A 13,508-nucleotide genomic window follows, 5' to 3' on the forward strand; every position below is an offset into this window, starting at 1 on the left:
ATTTAACTTAGTACTGTGAGTTTACCAATTACATGTCGATAAATCTATATGTTATAGTAAAAATCAGTCCCTAGCATGAGTCCCGTTTTTCTTTATCCGCATAAGGCTAAATGTATAGCAATTAAGCAAATTTCTAATTATAAACAGCAGACTTGGGTATAATGTATAAGGTAAGTATAATTTTTAGTGTACTAAAAAAAGGAAAGGAAGAATGAAGTTATGGCAAAAGTAAAAGCAAATATGGGTGTCATTCGAGCACTAGAAGCATGGGGTATTGACCATGTATATGGTATCCCAGGTGACTCAATTGATGCTGTAGTAGATGGACTTAAAGCAGCAGAAGATAGCATTAAGTTTGTACATGTTCGTCATGAAGAAGTTGCAAGTCTAGCCGCTGCAGCATATACAAAATTAACAGGTAAAATTGGTGTTTCTTTAGCTATTGGTGGCCCTGGTGCTGTACATCTTCTTAACGGGATGTATGATGCAAAAATGGACAATGTGCCACAACTTGTTTTATCAGGACAAGCAGATAGCGATAAACTTGGAACGAAAGCTTTCCAAGAGATTGATTTGCCTAAACTATTTGAAGATGTCGCGGTGTACAATTATCAATTAACTGACGCGGATGCACCTAGAATATTTGATATTGTTGATGAAGCGATTCGTACAGCATATCAAGAAAGTGGTGTTGCTGTTTTAACTTTACCTAACAATATTCTCGGACAAAAAATTGACGACAACTTCCCTAAAGAAGTCAATCAAACCATCGCTTCCCCTCAAGCACCTTCTCAGCAATCTATTGAAGATGCTGCTCGATTATTTAACCAAAGTAAAAAGCCAGTCATTTTAGTTGGTAAAGGTGCTGAGCATGCTAAAGATGAAGTCAAGGCATTTATCGAAAAAGGTAAAGTACCAACAATGGTTACATTACCAGCTAAAACAACAGTTGCCGATGACCATCCATACAACTTAGGTAACATCGGTAAAATTGGTACAAAGCCATCATATCAAGCAATGCAAAATGCAGATTTACTCATTTTAGCTGGAACAAACTATCCTTATGTAGACTATCTGCCTAAAAAAGATATCCCAGCTATTCAAATTGATAAAGACTTTAAAGCTATTGGTCATCGATTTAACATTGATGCACCTATCGTTGGCGATAGCCAAATTGCTTTACAATCACTGACTGAAGCGATCGACCCTGTATCTGATCGTCCATTTTTAAATGAAATGCTTGATCACAAAGAAACATGGGATACATGGATGAAAGAAGACATGAAAAAAGAATCTAAACCTATTCGTCCAGAACGTTTAATGGATGCCATTAATAAAGTGATTCATAAAGATACTGTTATTGCAGCTGATGTAGGAACATCTACAGTTTGGTCAACACGTTATTTAAAACTTGGCGTAGAGAATAAATTTATTATTTCAAGTTGGCTAGGTACAATGGGGTGCGCATTACCAACAGCTATTGCATCACGTTTTGCTTTCCCAGGCCGCCAAGTCATTGGTATTACTGGCGACGGTGCATTCGAAATGGTAATGCAAGATTTTGCAACAGCTGTTCAATACAACTTGCCTATGGTACTTTTCGTATTGAACAATGAAGAATTATCATTTATCAAATATGAACAACAAGCAGCTGGGGAACTTGAATATGGCATTGATTTCAGTGATATGGACTTTGCTAAATTTGCTGAAATTTGTGGTGGTGTCGGTCTAACACTTAAAGATCCTGAAGATGTAGACGCGATTGTTCAAACTGCTGTTCAACAGCATAAACCAACTATTGTTAATGTGTATGTTGACCGTAATGCAGCACCACTTCCAGGTAAAATTGTACCAGAAGAAGCTAAAAATTATGCTAAATGGGCATATCGTAGCTTAACTGAAGAAGGTAAGTTTGTATTTGACGAAATGCCATCAATTTCAACAGCTATTAAACGCTTTTTCTAACACTTATTGCGTATAGTCCATAAATGACTTTAGAAACTTCAACCATTTTTTATCATATACTGTCGACACAGCTTTTCACTGTGTGGGCAGTTTTTTTGGTGCATTGAAATTCCACGATAGAGTCTGATATAGATTAAAGTCATTTTACAATAATGTACCTTTTCATATCATTTTTCTTTTCTAATATTCAACTTATTAATGTATTGCGCCTTAAAGTAAGGTACAATAAGATACAGTTAGTATATTTTTAATTTAAGGAGCATTATAATGAAATTTACACAACTGTCTTTAGATGAATTCCAAGCATTTGCAGACCATCATTTTAGTCATTATACACAATCTGATAAACTCTATCTATCTGAAAAAAATGCTCATCTCGTTGGAGTGAAGGATGAAAATAATAACGTTATAGCTGCTTGTTTACTTACAGAAGCACGTGCACTCAAGTTCTTCAAATATTTTTATACGCAGCGTGGCCCCATGATGGACTATCAAAATACACAGCTTGTACACTTCTTTTTTAATGCACTTACTCATTATCTAAAACGACACAAAGGATTATATGTTAGAGTAGACCCTTATATCCTATCACGCGTCCATCGCACAGATGGTGAGATCATAACTTCTAATCATAATCAAGCATGGATGCACACACTTGAACAATTAGGATATCGCCATCAAGGCTTTGATATCGGTTATTCTCAAATCAGTCAAATCAGATGGTTATCTGTTTTGAATTTAAAAGATAAAAGCGAAAATCAACTTTTAAAAGAAATGGACTATCAAACACGCAGGAATATTAAAAAGACTTATGAAATGGATGTTAAAATCAAAACGCTCTCAATTGATGAAACTGAACGTTTTTTCAAACTCAATCAAATGGCTGAAGAAAAGCATCATTTTAAATTTAGAGATTTAGAATATTTTAAACGTTTACAAACAATCTACAAAGACCAAATTATGCTTAAACTGGCTTATATAGATCTCGAGTCATATTTAGAAAAACTTCGGCATAAAATAACAGATCTTGAATCTAACTATACTCAAGTGCAACAAACGCTTTCAGAAAATCCAAATTCTAAGAAAAATAAAACGAAATTAATGCAACTTGAACAGCAAATATCAAGTACACGACGAAAATATGACGAGGTTGAATCTTTATATCACACTGATGGTCGAATACTTGATTTAGCAGCTGCAGTATTTATCTATAATTCGTGGGAAGTATATTATTTATCAAGCGGATCAAACCCTAAATATAATATGTTTATGGGCGCATATCGTCTGCAGTGGGAAATGATACAATTTGCGAAAGAAAAAGGTATCGATCGCTATAACTTTTATGGTGTTACAGGCGATTTTTCTGATACTGCTGAAGATTACGGTGTACAACAATTTAAAAAAGGCTTTAATGCTCACATTGAAGAATATGTAGGCGATTTTATTAAACCGATACGGCCTTTACTTTATAAAATCGCTCAAAAACGATAGTCATTTATTTCGATTAAGATACGGTTATTTATTAATTAAATCATGACTGTTAGTATTGTATTCAAATACAAAAGAGGGTAGGTTATCCTTAATCATAACCTACCCTCTTTTTTGCGATATTATCGCTATTATTTAATTGCTTCTATAATTAGCCGTTTAATTGCTTGCTAATTTCTCTATTGAAATCATCTAAATCATCTGGAACACGGCTTGTTACCAAATTACGGTCAACCACTACTGATTCGTCAACCACTTTTGCACCCGCATTTGATAAATCTTTGCGTACATTTAATACAGCTGTTAACGTACGACCTCCTAAGTCATCCGTATCAATTAACACTTGTGGTCCGTGGCAGATTGCAAATACTGGTAAATCTTCTTTTAAATAATGTTTTGCAAATGTACCGTAACGACCTTCTTCGTCCCCTCTTAAATGGTCAGGTGAAAATCCGCCAGGTAATAGTAAAGCATCGTAATCTTCAGGTTTTGCGTCTGCAATACTAACATCTACAGTGACTTTTTCACCATGTTTACCTACTACTTCATTATTAGCAGTATTACCAATAATCACTGTTTCGTGTCCTGCATTTTCGATTGCCTCTTTAGGACTTGTTAATTCGATATCTTCAAATTCATCTGCTAATAATACTGCAACTTTTTTTGCCATTTATAATCACCTTTCTTATTTATTAATTCATCTAGTCATTACTATAGCCAAGAAGTAGGTGTTTTAAACATTTTTGTTTATTAAATTTAGATACTGATATCATTACTTACGAAATTGACTTACTTTTTCCTCAAGTTGATCTAACAGTTTAATCCATTCATCAATTTCTGCCACATCAACATCATTAGGATTGACATGATCAATATCTTCTAAAAACTGCGATAATCTTTCTTTAACTTGTTTCATTGTTTGTGGCTCTTTCATACTTTGAGAATCTCCTTTATAATTACATTGTCATAGTTATATTAACATGATTTTGATATTCCTCAACTATAATATCAAATTATATACACTATCAAAATGAGGAGTTTTTATTAATGTCACACTTACGAAAATCACCCATTTCTATCCAAAACGACCCTTGGGAGGCATATTTAGATATTGACAAACATGGCCATTTGACATTAAGTAACGTTGAATTTACGACAACAAACTTATGTAATATGCGTTGTAGTCATTGTGCTGTCGGTTATACTTTGCAAACTAAAGACCCAAATACTTTACCAATGAAGCTCATTCTTCAACGATTAGATGAAATACCGACATTAAGAACTATTTCAATTACTGGCGGCGAACCGATGTTTTCAAAAAAATCCATACGTGAAGTCGTGAAACCCCTGATTAAATACGCTTACCAAAGAGGTATCTATGTTCAAATGAACTCAAATTTAACGTTACCTCTTGATCGTTATTTAGATATTGCAGAGTATATTGATGTGATGCATATTTCTCATAACTGGGGAACGCGTGATACATTCGCTAATATTGGATTTGGTGCAATGCAAAAGCAGCCTCCACTAAAAGCGAAAATGCAATTATATGAACAGATGATTACAAATGCAAATCACTTAAGTGAACAAGGGATGTTTGTATCAGCAGAGACCATGCTGAACAAAAGTACCCAGCCTCATCTCGAAAAAATTCATCATGAAGTGGTTTATGATATGAAATGTAGCCGTCATGAAATTCATCCAATGTATCCTGCAGACTTTGCAAGTCAACTTGAAGTACTATCATTAAGAGAGATTAAATCTACAATTGATTCATTGTTAGATCGACGAGATCCTAATACGTGGATGCTGTTTGGAACGCTTCCTATTTTCCCATGTATTGGCGATGAATATGATCAACAATTACTTTCTAAGCTTCAATCTGCTCCAAATGTCACGCTACGAAATGATCCTGATGGTCGAAGTCGATTAAATGTAAATGTTTTTACTGGAGATGTTATTGTTACAGACTTTGGAGATGAAACGGGGACGATTTCAAATATTCAAAGTGACAAGTTGACTGATGTTTTTAATCAATGGCTAAACAGCTCATTATCGCAGTCAATTAATTGTCACTGTCCTAAATTCAGATGTTTAGGCCCTAATTTATTAGTTAAAAATATGTATTATCCTGATAAAAACTTTAAAGTTCAGGAACAACTCATGCACGAAAAATACCATCAAGTTTTAATGTAGAATAAGATATCAACTTAGTGGTCGAGTAAAAGTATATAAACATATTGGGACATAAATATCTCGAAGTTTTCTTATAATGAGATGATTCATTCAATGATACGAAGTGTCTTTTTTAAAGGATTTCAATGTAAAATTACATGTATAACGTCGTATTGTTGGCGAGACTCCTGAGGGAATAGGATGAGCGTCGAGACCGGGGCTCGACCCATCCCCCTAGGAAATGCGAGCCAAACAATACAAATGATTGATAAAGGAAAAGCGTAGGGGTGATTCAACCATGAATCATCTCTACGCTATATTTTGGGATTGATGTCTCAGACTGTTTTATACTTAATCTTCATTTTTGATATTTGACAAAAAGTCTATCGTTTTTTTACTTTCTTCTCGTCGTTCTTTTCTTCTTTTAACTCGAACTTCTGCAGTATCATGAAACCATTTTTCTTCTTCAGTTTCTGGGTAAACTTCTGGGACTGCTGTTGGTTTACCTTCTTCATTTAGTGCCACGAACGTCAAGAAACTTAAACCTGCTAAATGACGATCGTTATTATAAATATCTTCTATTAATATTTGTATGCACACTTCCATAGAAGATTTGCCTGCGTATGACACCATTGCTACATAAGTCAAAATATCGCCATTTTTAATAGGCTTTAAAAAGTCTACTGAGTCTGTTGAAGCTGTAACAACAGTTGCTCCAGCATGCTTTTTAGCACAAATAGCCGCAATCTCATCAATATTAGCCATCATCGTACCACCAAACAATGTTCCTAAGTGATTGGTATCTTGTGGAAAGACTTGTCTTGATTTGAATGTCTTAGCGTCTTTCATAGACTTTTTCGTTAATTTTGTCATTTTCACTCTTCCTCTATTCTTTAATGTTAGCCCAATTCCCATTTTCGAAAATAAGTTCTTTCGTACCGTCAGAAGTCTCACCGTAAATCGTTAAATCAGAACTACCGATCATAAAATCAACATGTGTGAGCGAATCATTTAATCCATGCTTGAATCGTTCTTCATCTGACATATCAGTACCACCTTTAATATTAAACGAATAGGCAGCTCCTAATGCAAGATGGCACGATGCATTTTCATCAAATAACGTATTATAAAAAATCGTATTGCGATTTGAAATTGGAGAATCATCAGGAACGAGTGCCACTTCGCCTAATCGTTTAGCACCTTCATCTGTTTCTAGGAGAGATTTGAGTACTTCCTCTCCTTGTTTTGCTGTATAATCAACTACTTTGCCATCTTTAAATGTTAAAGTAAATCCATCGATAATTGTACCATTATAACTTAGTGGCAAAGTATTTGTAACATATCCATTGACTCGATGTGCATGTGGTGCTGTAAAAACTTCTTCAGTAGGAATATTAGCCACAAACGACTGGCCCTTTGGTGTATAACTAATTGGATGTTCCCATATATGATTTTGTGGCAGTCCTATTGTCAAATCAGTACCTTTTGCAATGTAGTGTAATGACTGATAGGCTTTTCGATTCAACAAATCAGTTTTCTCTTTCAGTTGCTGCGTATGTATTTCCCAATCTTTAATGGTGTCTTCACTATTCACACGTACAATAGCGAAAATATCTTCTAAAAAGCGATCAAATGCAGCCTTTTCATCGAGTTCAGGGTAAACACGTTTCGCCCATTCACTAGAAGGATAGCATGCAACAACCCATGGAAATGCGTTCTTTTGTGATTGCACCATGTATGGTTTGAACGCCTGACCTCTTGCAAATTGTGCCGCTCTTAATTTATCAGAGTCAATGCCATTTAATAAGTTTGGATCTTCTGTAATTAATGCAAGATTAGATGCGCCTCGCTTCGCATAATCCATGCGCTCATCTACATCATATGATTTGATATGACTTTCAAAATGAGATGCCGCTTCGTACTCAAAAGCATAACGCTTTAAGATAGCATCTTCATATTTAACACGAACATCAGAAGCTCCCCTTTTATATGCTTCTTTTACAATTAATCTTGTCAATTCAATCGCATCGACTGATGATCGTATAAATACAGGTTGACCTTTTTGAACGTTTAGTCCAACTTTAACTAATAATTCAGCATATTTACGTAATTTTTCTTGAGTTGTCATTTAAGATCCCCTCCCTTTTATGACTTACGAATTTGTCCGAGTGCTTCCGTAATGCCTGACATTTCACTAGGTGTAAAATTTGATTTAGACATTACAAATGCATAAATATCTTCAATTTCTTCTTGATTTGATTCACTAAAGTTTTCAGGATCTATAAGACCTTTATTGACTAAATTGAGTCGGTCTCGAATTTCTAATATCATATGTTCTATACTATGTGATGCCAAAATTATCACCCTTTCATATCAAGTATTCTAACAGAGTCTTTCAAGTTTTTGAAAAATTTTCATCAAAATTGCTTTAGAATTGTTTTAAAAAGGGCTAAAATGGGCATATACTCTACGACATGGAGGTAAAAGACATGACAACAGTTGCATTTGTATGTCTAGGAAATATTTGTCGTTCTCCTATGGCTGAAGCGATTATGCGTCAGCGTTTAGAAGATCGCAAAATTTCAGACATTGATGTTTACTCTCGTGGTACAGGTCGGTGGAACCTAGGTGAGCCACCACATGAGGGAACGCAAAAAATATTAAACACACATGGTATTTCATTTGATGGGATGATTAGCGAATTATTCACCGAAAATGATGATTTTGATTACATTATTGCAATGGACCAAAGTAATGTGGATAATATAAGATATATCAACCCAAATACTAATGGTAAGATATTTAAACTACTTGATTTTAGTAATATGGATGAAACGGATGTCCCAGATCCTTATTACACAAATAATTTTGAAGGTGTCTATGACATGATACAATCATCATGTGATAACTTAATAGATTTTATCATCGAAGACACGAGAAAGGGGTCGCATTAATATGCAAAACAAATTAGTACCGGGAATTGTAATTGGAGCTTTAGTAGGTGGCGCTATTACACTTATTGACAAAAATACGCGTCGCTCTCTTAAAGAATCAAAAAACAATATCAAAGCAAAGCAACATTCCAATCAGCCTTCTAAGCTTTCAAAACTGACTGATGAAATTATGTATTGGAAAAATACAATCGATGAAATTCGTCGTAACAATCCTGAGCTTGAGCGCTCTTTACGTAACGCAAAAGAGACTTTCGTTGAACGTAAAAATAACAAGCAAATTGGTCTTTAATTTGAATTAAGGTTTTAAGGCAATTTCAATGAGATTGAGATACCAAACTAATATTATAGGGATAAATTAAATCAATTTGTCACATTTCTTTGTTATAACTAATTTTTAAGACATATAGCTGGCCGGGGTTTAAGCATGCTTAATTCAAGCTGTCTTGACACCTTGTCAGCCTTGTTGATGTGAAAAGGAAACCAATTCAGATTAGTTTCCTTTCCCTAAATTAGAATTTGACATTACCAATCGAGCCGACACATTTGAACAACACTTTTGTATATCGCTTGCTTTTGTTTAAATTCTAACAGTTTAGTCTCAATCTCAAATCGAGATTGCTTTTTTAATATCTATCACTAGGAGGTTTACATATGTCAGAAAAAAAAGACGCATCAGAAAGTCTTAAAGATAAATTAAAAGATAAAGTAACAAATCACACAGATGATGAGACAGGGAATCATCCCGATCGTAAAGGGGACGGAACAGGAGAGATAGAAAAGGATCGAAACTACGTTAAACCACAGCCTTTTCAATCTAAAGATGCGCCGAAAGATAATCAAACCTTCTTCGTATCCCGTATCAATAAACCTGTAAAATACACAGATAGGCCTAATTTTTTTAGTTATTTAATCTATAGGATTGGTAAAGATGATGCATCAGGTCTTGCAGCACAATTAGCATATTACTTTATGTTATCACTTTTCCCAATGCTTATTTTTATATTATCATTAGTTCCATTATTCAAATTAGATACACAAGCCATTATTAGCCAAATCGAAAGTAATGCACCAGCCGATGCATCCTCAATTATTACAAGTATTATTAAAGATGTAATGGGCAATGCTAGCGGTGGTCTATTGTCTATCGGTTTGATTCTTGCATTATGGACTGCGTCAAATGGAATGACAGCTTTAATGAACTCATTTAACGTTGCCTATGATGTTGAAGATAGTCGCAATTTTTTCACTTCAAAAGCATTATCTATTTTCTTTACAATCTTAATCGGTATTACATTACCGCTAACAATGGTTTTATTTACATTCGGTGAACAAATTGGAAACCTCTTATTTGGGCCACTTGGATTAGATGATGAGATACGTTGGGTCTTTAGTATTGTTCGTACAGCATTACCTATTATTGTAATATTTATAGTATTTGTACTTCTATATACTGTTGCACCAAACGTCAAAATTAAAATGAAATCCGTTATTCCTGGCGCACTTTTCACGACAGTTGTTTGGATTTTAGGGACTATTGGATTTGGTTTTTACGTTTCTAACTTTGCAAACTACTCTAAAACGTATGGTAGTATCGGAGGCGTTATCGTCTTAATGCTTTGGTTATATATCACTGGATTTATATTAATTATTGGGGCAGAAATCAACGCTATCGTACATCAACGAAAAGTCGTTAAAGGTAAAACACCTGAAGAAAAAGTTTATGATAAATTAGAAGAGGAAGATTCAGAAGATTTAGCTGAGTCTTATAATAATTATAAAACTGATGAAGATAATCCTAGCACTCAACAAGCCAAAACGACCGAGCGTGAAAATGATGGATTATCCAAAAATATTAAAACGACAAAAGACTCATAATTTAATTATGCATTTTGGGAGGCCACGATAATGTCATTATTAGAAAACATTCTATCGTTTAATAAAGAATTCGTTCAAAATAAAGAATACGAAGCTTATACAACAAGTAAAACACCATCCAAAAAAGCAGTTCTTTTAACATGTATGGATACACGTTTACAAGATTTATCAACCAAAGCTTTAGGGTTCAACAATGGCGATTTAAAAGTAGTAAAAAATGCTGGTGCAACGATTAGTCATCCTTATGGTTCGACGATGCGTAGCTTACTCGTAGGTATTTACGCACTAGGTGCCGAAGAAATTATTATTATGGGCCATAAAGATTGTGGTATGGGGAATATTGATGAAGCTCAAGTCATGGAAACGATGAAATCACGCGGTGTTGATGAAAAAGTTTTCGATATACTGCAACATTCAGGCATCGATGTCCCTCAATTTTTAAAAGGATTTGATGACGTTTATGATAATGTACGTCAAAATATTGACATGATTTATGCTCATCCTTTGTTTGACAGTAAAGTGCCTGTTCACGGTCTCGTCATCGACCCGCACACAGGTGCATTAGAGCTCGTTCACGATGGCTATCAAAAACTTAATTCTTAAATGAACACTTTTTAAGAATAAGGTGCGCATTTAAAAGTAGACTGCAGCAAACACCCTACTTTTGGATACGCACCTTCTTTTGTATTTTATTCGATTAATCCGTGCTGAAATGCGTAAATGACTGCTTGAGTACGGTCTTGTACTTCCAACTTACTCAATATATTACTAACATGTGTTTTAACGGTCTTTATGGTAATATGTGATGCACTTGCTATCTCCTGATTAGAATATCCCTTGGCAATTAATAATAATATTTCCATTTCTCTTTCAGTTAACAATTCATACAATTCAGCTCTTTGTTTCATACGATTTCTCATTTTAACAAGGACTTCCGCTTCAAAAACAGATTCACCTTGACTCGTTTTACGAATAGCTGACGCAATATCACTTGCACTTGTCGTTTTTAGGATATAACTATCAACACCCGCATCAAGCGCGCGATACACCTCTTTATCCTCTATATAGCTTGTTAGCATGACTACTTTAATCTGCGGCATTTCCTTTTTAATATAAGTCGTTGCCTCGACACCATCCATGTCAGTCATCACTAAATCCATTAAGATCAAATCAGGCTTTAACAGTTTTGCTTTTTCGATAGCATCTTTGCCCGACTCCCCTTCACCAACTACTTCTATATCAGGTTGAGTTGATAAGTAACTTGATATCCCAATACGAACCATTTCATGATCATCTACAAATAATACTCTAATTGTCATGACTTTCCTCCTTTTCTAATGGTGCTTTAACCTCGATACGTGTTCCTGCATCAGGCAAAGAGACGATATGAAAAGTTGCACCAATTTCAATTGCTCTTTCACGCATATTTTTCAAACCATAACTTTGTTCAATTTTATCGTCCACATTAAAGCCGATACCATCATCTTGAATACGCAATAATAAATAGTCTTCTCTTTTTAACAATTCAACCGTCACTTGTTCACCCTTAGCATGACGTAACGTATTGGAGATTGCCTCTTGTGTGATTCTAAATAAGTGATCTTCTATACCCTTTGGAACATCAAACTCATCAATTTCTTGTATAACTTTCATAGGTACTTTCTTTTGTAATTCAGTCACTAACGATCGTATGCCTTCACCTAATGATTTATCCTTCAAACCTATTGGACGTAGGTGTAATAATAATGCTCTCATTTCAAGTTGTGAGTCTTGAATCATTTTTTCAAGTGTTGGTATCTGTTGATCAAGTGGTGGATTTAAGTTTGTTTCTTTAATAGCTGATAACATCATACTAGCTGCAAACAATTGCTGCGAAACGCTATCGTGAAGCTCTCTAGCTAACCGTTGACGTTCATCTTCAATTATTTTTTTTACTTTTATATCATTTAAGTTATAAGATTCATTTGTCAAATTTTGAGTTTTAATTCGCATTTTATGTAATTCTTGATTGAGCGGTACCAATGAACGGTAAATCTCTAATGTTTCATTATACAGCTCTAGTTGCTGATCGTTAACACCGACTGTTTCACCTTCAAATGCACGCTCAATCTGTTGTTGTAACCAATCATTTTGTTGATTAATCTTATACGCTATTACACTACCCACAATAATACACAAAAAAATGACAATTAAGTTAAGAAATAAAAATACAGGAATACCGAAGATTTGAGTGTAAAACATACCTTGAAAAAATATGATATTCACAAAAACTTTATCGATAAAAAAGAAAGCTGTAAACATACTGTAAACTAGTATGAGCATTGATCCAATCGTTCTGACATAGTGATTCATCGATAAATCACCTCAACATCACCTATAAATGTTGATACAAATATATTGACAGTATAACGATCGGCCTTTTGTTCTGATTTGAGTTGCAAATGATTGTTTTCAATTTTGCAAACTTGTTGGTTAAGGTTAACCTTGCCATAAAATGCAGCCACGTTCAATTTTACATTATAATTGAGTGGTACAATTACTTGTACTTTTCCAACTATATGTCGTACAACAATTGTATTTTCATATTTTAAATTGGCTGCTTTTGTCATATCGACAACAACATCACCAATAGCGTGTTGAATTTGTAAATCTTCCCACTTATATACATATACAGGCGTTTTTTGTTCTCCAAACCAACGTTGCTTTACAAATGCATTTGATTCTTGCACTTCTTCAGTTCCTAATACTTCTAACGGCTTTCTTTTATACATTATATAACGAATACTTACAAAAATAATGAACACAAATAATATAACAAGTGTATATTTGTTAGAAAGCAACGTAAATAGAATCATTAATGTCCCTATCCAAAAACATAATAATCCTCGCACTTTATGAAAATAAATGTAACCAACATACATTAAAATACTACCGAGTAATAAAACAAATAAAAAGCCTATTTTCTCAAAAAATATATAATAAAAATTTGCAATTATCATTAGTGCAGTAAAGATAATCAATAACTCGGTTGAAATATACTTTTGAGTCATA

General features: G+C 34.2%; 15 protein-coding genes. 7 read left to right on the forward strand and 8 right to left on the reverse strand.

Annotated features, from left to right (window positions below; translation table 11 throughout):
• Window positions 1–219: 219 nt before the first annotated feature.
• Both C7J90_RS11320 and C7J90_RS11325 read left to right on the forward strand, forming a co-directional pair.
• Window positions 220–1,965: a pyruvate oxidase gene (locus C7J90_RS11320; protein ID WP_103207625.1), complete on the forward strand. Its 1,746-nt coding sequence runs from the start codon at window positions 220–222 to the stop codon at window positions 1,963–1,965.
• A 267-nt stretch (window positions 1,966–2,232) separates the two neighbouring features.
• Window positions 2,233–3,456: an aminoacyltransferase gene (locus C7J90_RS11325; protein WP_103207622.1), complete on the forward strand. Its 1,224-nt coding sequence runs from the start codon at window positions 2,233–2,235 to the stop codon at window positions 3,454–3,456.
• A gap of 148 nt (window positions 3,457–3,604) precedes the next feature.
• On the opposite strand, the gene C7J90_RS11330 is transcribed toward C7J90_RS11325, so the two are convergent.
• Together C7J90_RS11330 and C7J90_RS12025 are read right to left on the reverse strand one after the other, a co-directional pair.
• Window positions 3,605–4,123: a type 1 glutamine amidotransferase domain-containing protein gene (locus tag C7J90_RS11330; protein ID WP_103207621.1), complete on the reverse strand. Its 519-nt coding sequence runs from the start codon at window positions 4,121–4,123 to the stop codon at window positions 3,605–3,607.
• 102 nt (window positions 4,124–4,225) lie between these two features.
• Window positions 4,226–4,387 (reverse strand): SE1561 family protein, encoded by a 162-nt coding sequence (locus tag C7J90_RS12025; protein WP_167389002.1) that lies wholly within the window; start codon window positions 4,385–4,387, stop codon window positions 4,226–4,228.
• Between the two features lie 113 nt (window positions 4,388–4,500).
• On the opposite strand from C7J90_RS12025, the gene yfkAB reads away from it, so the two are divergent.
• Window positions 4,501–5,649 (forward strand): radical SAM/CxCxxxxC motif protein YfkAB, encoded by a 1,149-nt coding sequence (yfkAB, locus tag C7J90_RS11335; protein WP_103207618.1) that lies wholly within the window; start codon window positions 4,501–4,503, stop codon window positions 5,647–5,649.
• A 330-nt stretch (window positions 5,650–5,979) separates the two neighbouring features.
• Here yfkAB and C7J90_RS11340 read toward each other — a convergent pair whose 3' ends face one another.
• Genes C7J90_RS11340 through C7J90_RS11350 form a run of 3 tightly spaced genes read right to left on the reverse strand, consistent with a single transcriptional unit; the run spans window position 5,980 to window position 7,959 of the window.
• Window positions 5,980–6,501, reverse strand: a complete 522-nt coding sequence (locus tag C7J90_RS11340; protein ID WP_103207616.1) for an acyl-CoA thioesterase — start codon at window positions 6,499–6,501, stop codon at window positions 5,980–5,982.
• A 13-nt stretch (window positions 6,502–6,514) separates the two neighbouring features.
• Window positions 6,515–7,756: an aminopeptidase gene (locus C7J90_RS11345; protein ID WP_103207614.1), complete on the reverse strand. Its 1,242-nt coding sequence runs from the start codon at window positions 7,754–7,756 to the stop codon at window positions 6,515–6,517.
• A gap of 17 nt (window positions 7,757–7,773) precedes the next feature.
• A complete protein-coding gene (locus C7J90_RS11350) occupies window positions 7,774–7,959 on the reverse strand; it encodes a DUF1128 family protein (protein WP_103207656.1) in 186 nt (61 codons plus the stop codon).
• A 158-nt stretch (window positions 7,960–8,117) separates the two neighbouring features.
• Here C7J90_RS11350 and C7J90_RS11355 point away from each other — a divergent pair, with 158 nt between their 5' ends.
• From C7J90_RS11355 to C7J90_RS11370, 4 genes are all read left to right on the forward strand, one after another.
• Window positions 8,118–8,582, forward strand: a complete 465-nt coding sequence (locus C7J90_RS11355) for a low molecular weight protein-tyrosine-phosphatase (RefSeq protein WP_103207612.1) — start codon at window positions 8,118–8,120, stop codon at window positions 8,580–8,582.
• Between the two features lies 1 nt (window position 8,583).
• Window positions 8,584–8,871, forward strand: a complete 288-nt coding sequence (locus C7J90_RS11360; protein ID WP_103207611.1) for a YtxH domain-containing protein — start codon at window positions 8,584–8,586, stop codon at window positions 8,869–8,871.
• 362 nt (window positions 8,872–9,233) lie between these two features.
• Entirely contained in the window at window positions 9,234–10,457 is a 1,224-nt protein-coding gene (locus C7J90_RS11365) for a YihY/virulence factor BrkB family protein (RefSeq protein ID WP_103207609.1), read from the forward strand.
• A 30-nt stretch (window positions 10,458–10,487) separates the two neighbouring features.
• On the forward strand, window positions 10,488–11,060 hold the full coding sequence (locus tag C7J90_RS11370; RefSeq protein WP_103207607.1) for a beta-class carbonic anhydrase: 573 nt from the start codon (window positions 10,488–10,490) through the stop codon (window positions 11,058–11,060).
• A gap of 86 nt (window positions 11,061–11,146) precedes the next feature.
• Here C7J90_RS11370 and vraR read toward each other — a convergent pair whose 3' ends face one another.
• From vraR to vraT, 3 genes are read right to left on the reverse strand one after another with little or no spacing between them, the layout of a single operon-like run.
• Window positions 11,147–11,776 (reverse strand): response regulator transcription factor VraR, encoded by a 630-nt coding sequence (vraR, locus tag C7J90_RS11375; RefSeq protein ID WP_103207605.1) that lies wholly within the window; start codon window positions 11,774–11,776, stop codon window positions 11,147–11,149.
• A complete protein-coding gene (vraS, locus tag C7J90_RS11380) occupies window positions 11,766–12,809 on the reverse strand; it encodes a sensor histidine kinase VraS (protein ID WP_103207603.1) in 1,044 nt (347 codons plus the stop codon). Before vraS ends, vraR begins: the two co-directional genes overlap by 11 nt.
• Complete coding sequence (gene vraT, locus C7J90_RS11385) at window positions 12,806–13,507, reverse strand: cell wall-active antibiotics response protein VraT (protein ID WP_103207601.1); 702 nt, start codon at window positions 13,505–13,507, stop codon at window positions 12,806–12,808. Before vraT ends, vraS begins: the two co-directional genes overlap by 4 nt.
• Between the last annotated feature and the right edge of the window lies 1 nt (window position 13,508).

Origin of the sequence: Staphylococcus felis, assembly GCF_003012915.1 — a bacterium.
In the GTDB taxonomy this organism is placed as follows: domain Bacteria; phylum Bacillota; class Bacilli; order Staphylococcales; family Staphylococcaceae; genus Staphylococcus; species Staphylococcus felis.

What these genes read in the sequence shown, in the direction of transcription:
- C7J90_RS11320 (WP_103207625.1), top strand. Translation starts at nt 220, where the DNA reads ATGGCAAAAGTAAAAGCAAATATGGGTGTCATTCGAGCACTAGAAGCA.
- C7J90_RS11325 (WP_103207622.1), top strand. Translation starts at nt 2,233, where the DNA reads ATGAAATTTACACAACTGTCTTTAGATGAATTCCAAGCATTTGCAGAC.
- C7J90_RS11330 (WP_103207621.1), bottom strand. Translation starts at nt 4,123, where the DNA reads ATGGCAAAAAAAGTTGCAGTATTATTAGCAGATGAATTTGAAGATATC.
- C7J90_RS12025 (WP_167389002.1), bottom strand. Translation starts at nt 4,387, where the DNA reads ATGAAAGAGCCACAAACAATGAAACAAGTTAAAGAAAGATTATCGCAG.
- yfkAB (WP_103207618.1), top strand. Translation starts at nt 4,501, where the DNA reads ATGTCACACTTACGAAAATCACCCATTTCTATCCAAAACGACCCTTGG.
- C7J90_RS11340 (WP_103207616.1), bottom strand. Translation starts at nt 6,501, where the DNA reads ATGACAAAATTAACGAAAAAGTCTATGAAAGACGCTAAGACATTCAAA.
- C7J90_RS11345 (WP_103207614.1), bottom strand. Translation starts at nt 7,756, where the DNA reads ATGACAACTCAAGAAAAATTACGTAAATATGCTGAATTATTAGTTAAA.
- C7J90_RS11350 (WP_103207656.1), bottom strand. Translation starts at nt 7,959, where the DNA reads ATGATATTAGAAATTCGAGACCGACTCAATTTAGTCAATAAAGGTCTT.
- C7J90_RS11355 (WP_103207612.1), top strand. Translation starts at nt 8,118, where the DNA reads ATGACAACAGTTGCATTTGTATGTCTAGGAAATATTTGTCGTTCTCCT.
- C7J90_RS11360 (WP_103207611.1), top strand. Translation starts at nt 8,584, where the DNA reads ATGCAAAACAAATTAGTACCGGGAATTGTAATTGGAGCTTTAGTAGGT.
- C7J90_RS11365 (WP_103207609.1), top strand. Translation starts at nt 9,234, where the DNA reads ATGTCAGAAAAAAAAGACGCATCAGAAAGTCTTAAAGATAAATTAAAA.
- C7J90_RS11370 (WP_103207607.1), top strand. Translation starts at nt 10,488, where the DNA reads ATGTCATTATTAGAAAACATTCTATCGTTTAATAAAGAATTCGTTCAA.
- vraR (WP_103207605.1), bottom strand. Translation starts at nt 11,776, where the DNA reads ATGACAATTAGAGTATTATTTGTAGATGATCATGAAATGGTTCGTATT.
- vraS (WP_103207603.1), bottom strand. Translation starts at nt 12,809, where the DNA reads ATGAATCACTATGTCAGAACGATTGGATCAATGCTCATACTAGTTTAC.
- vraT (WP_103207601.1), bottom strand. Translation starts at nt 13,507, where the DNA reads ATGACTCAAAAGTATATTTCAACCGAGTTATTGATTATCTTTACTGCA.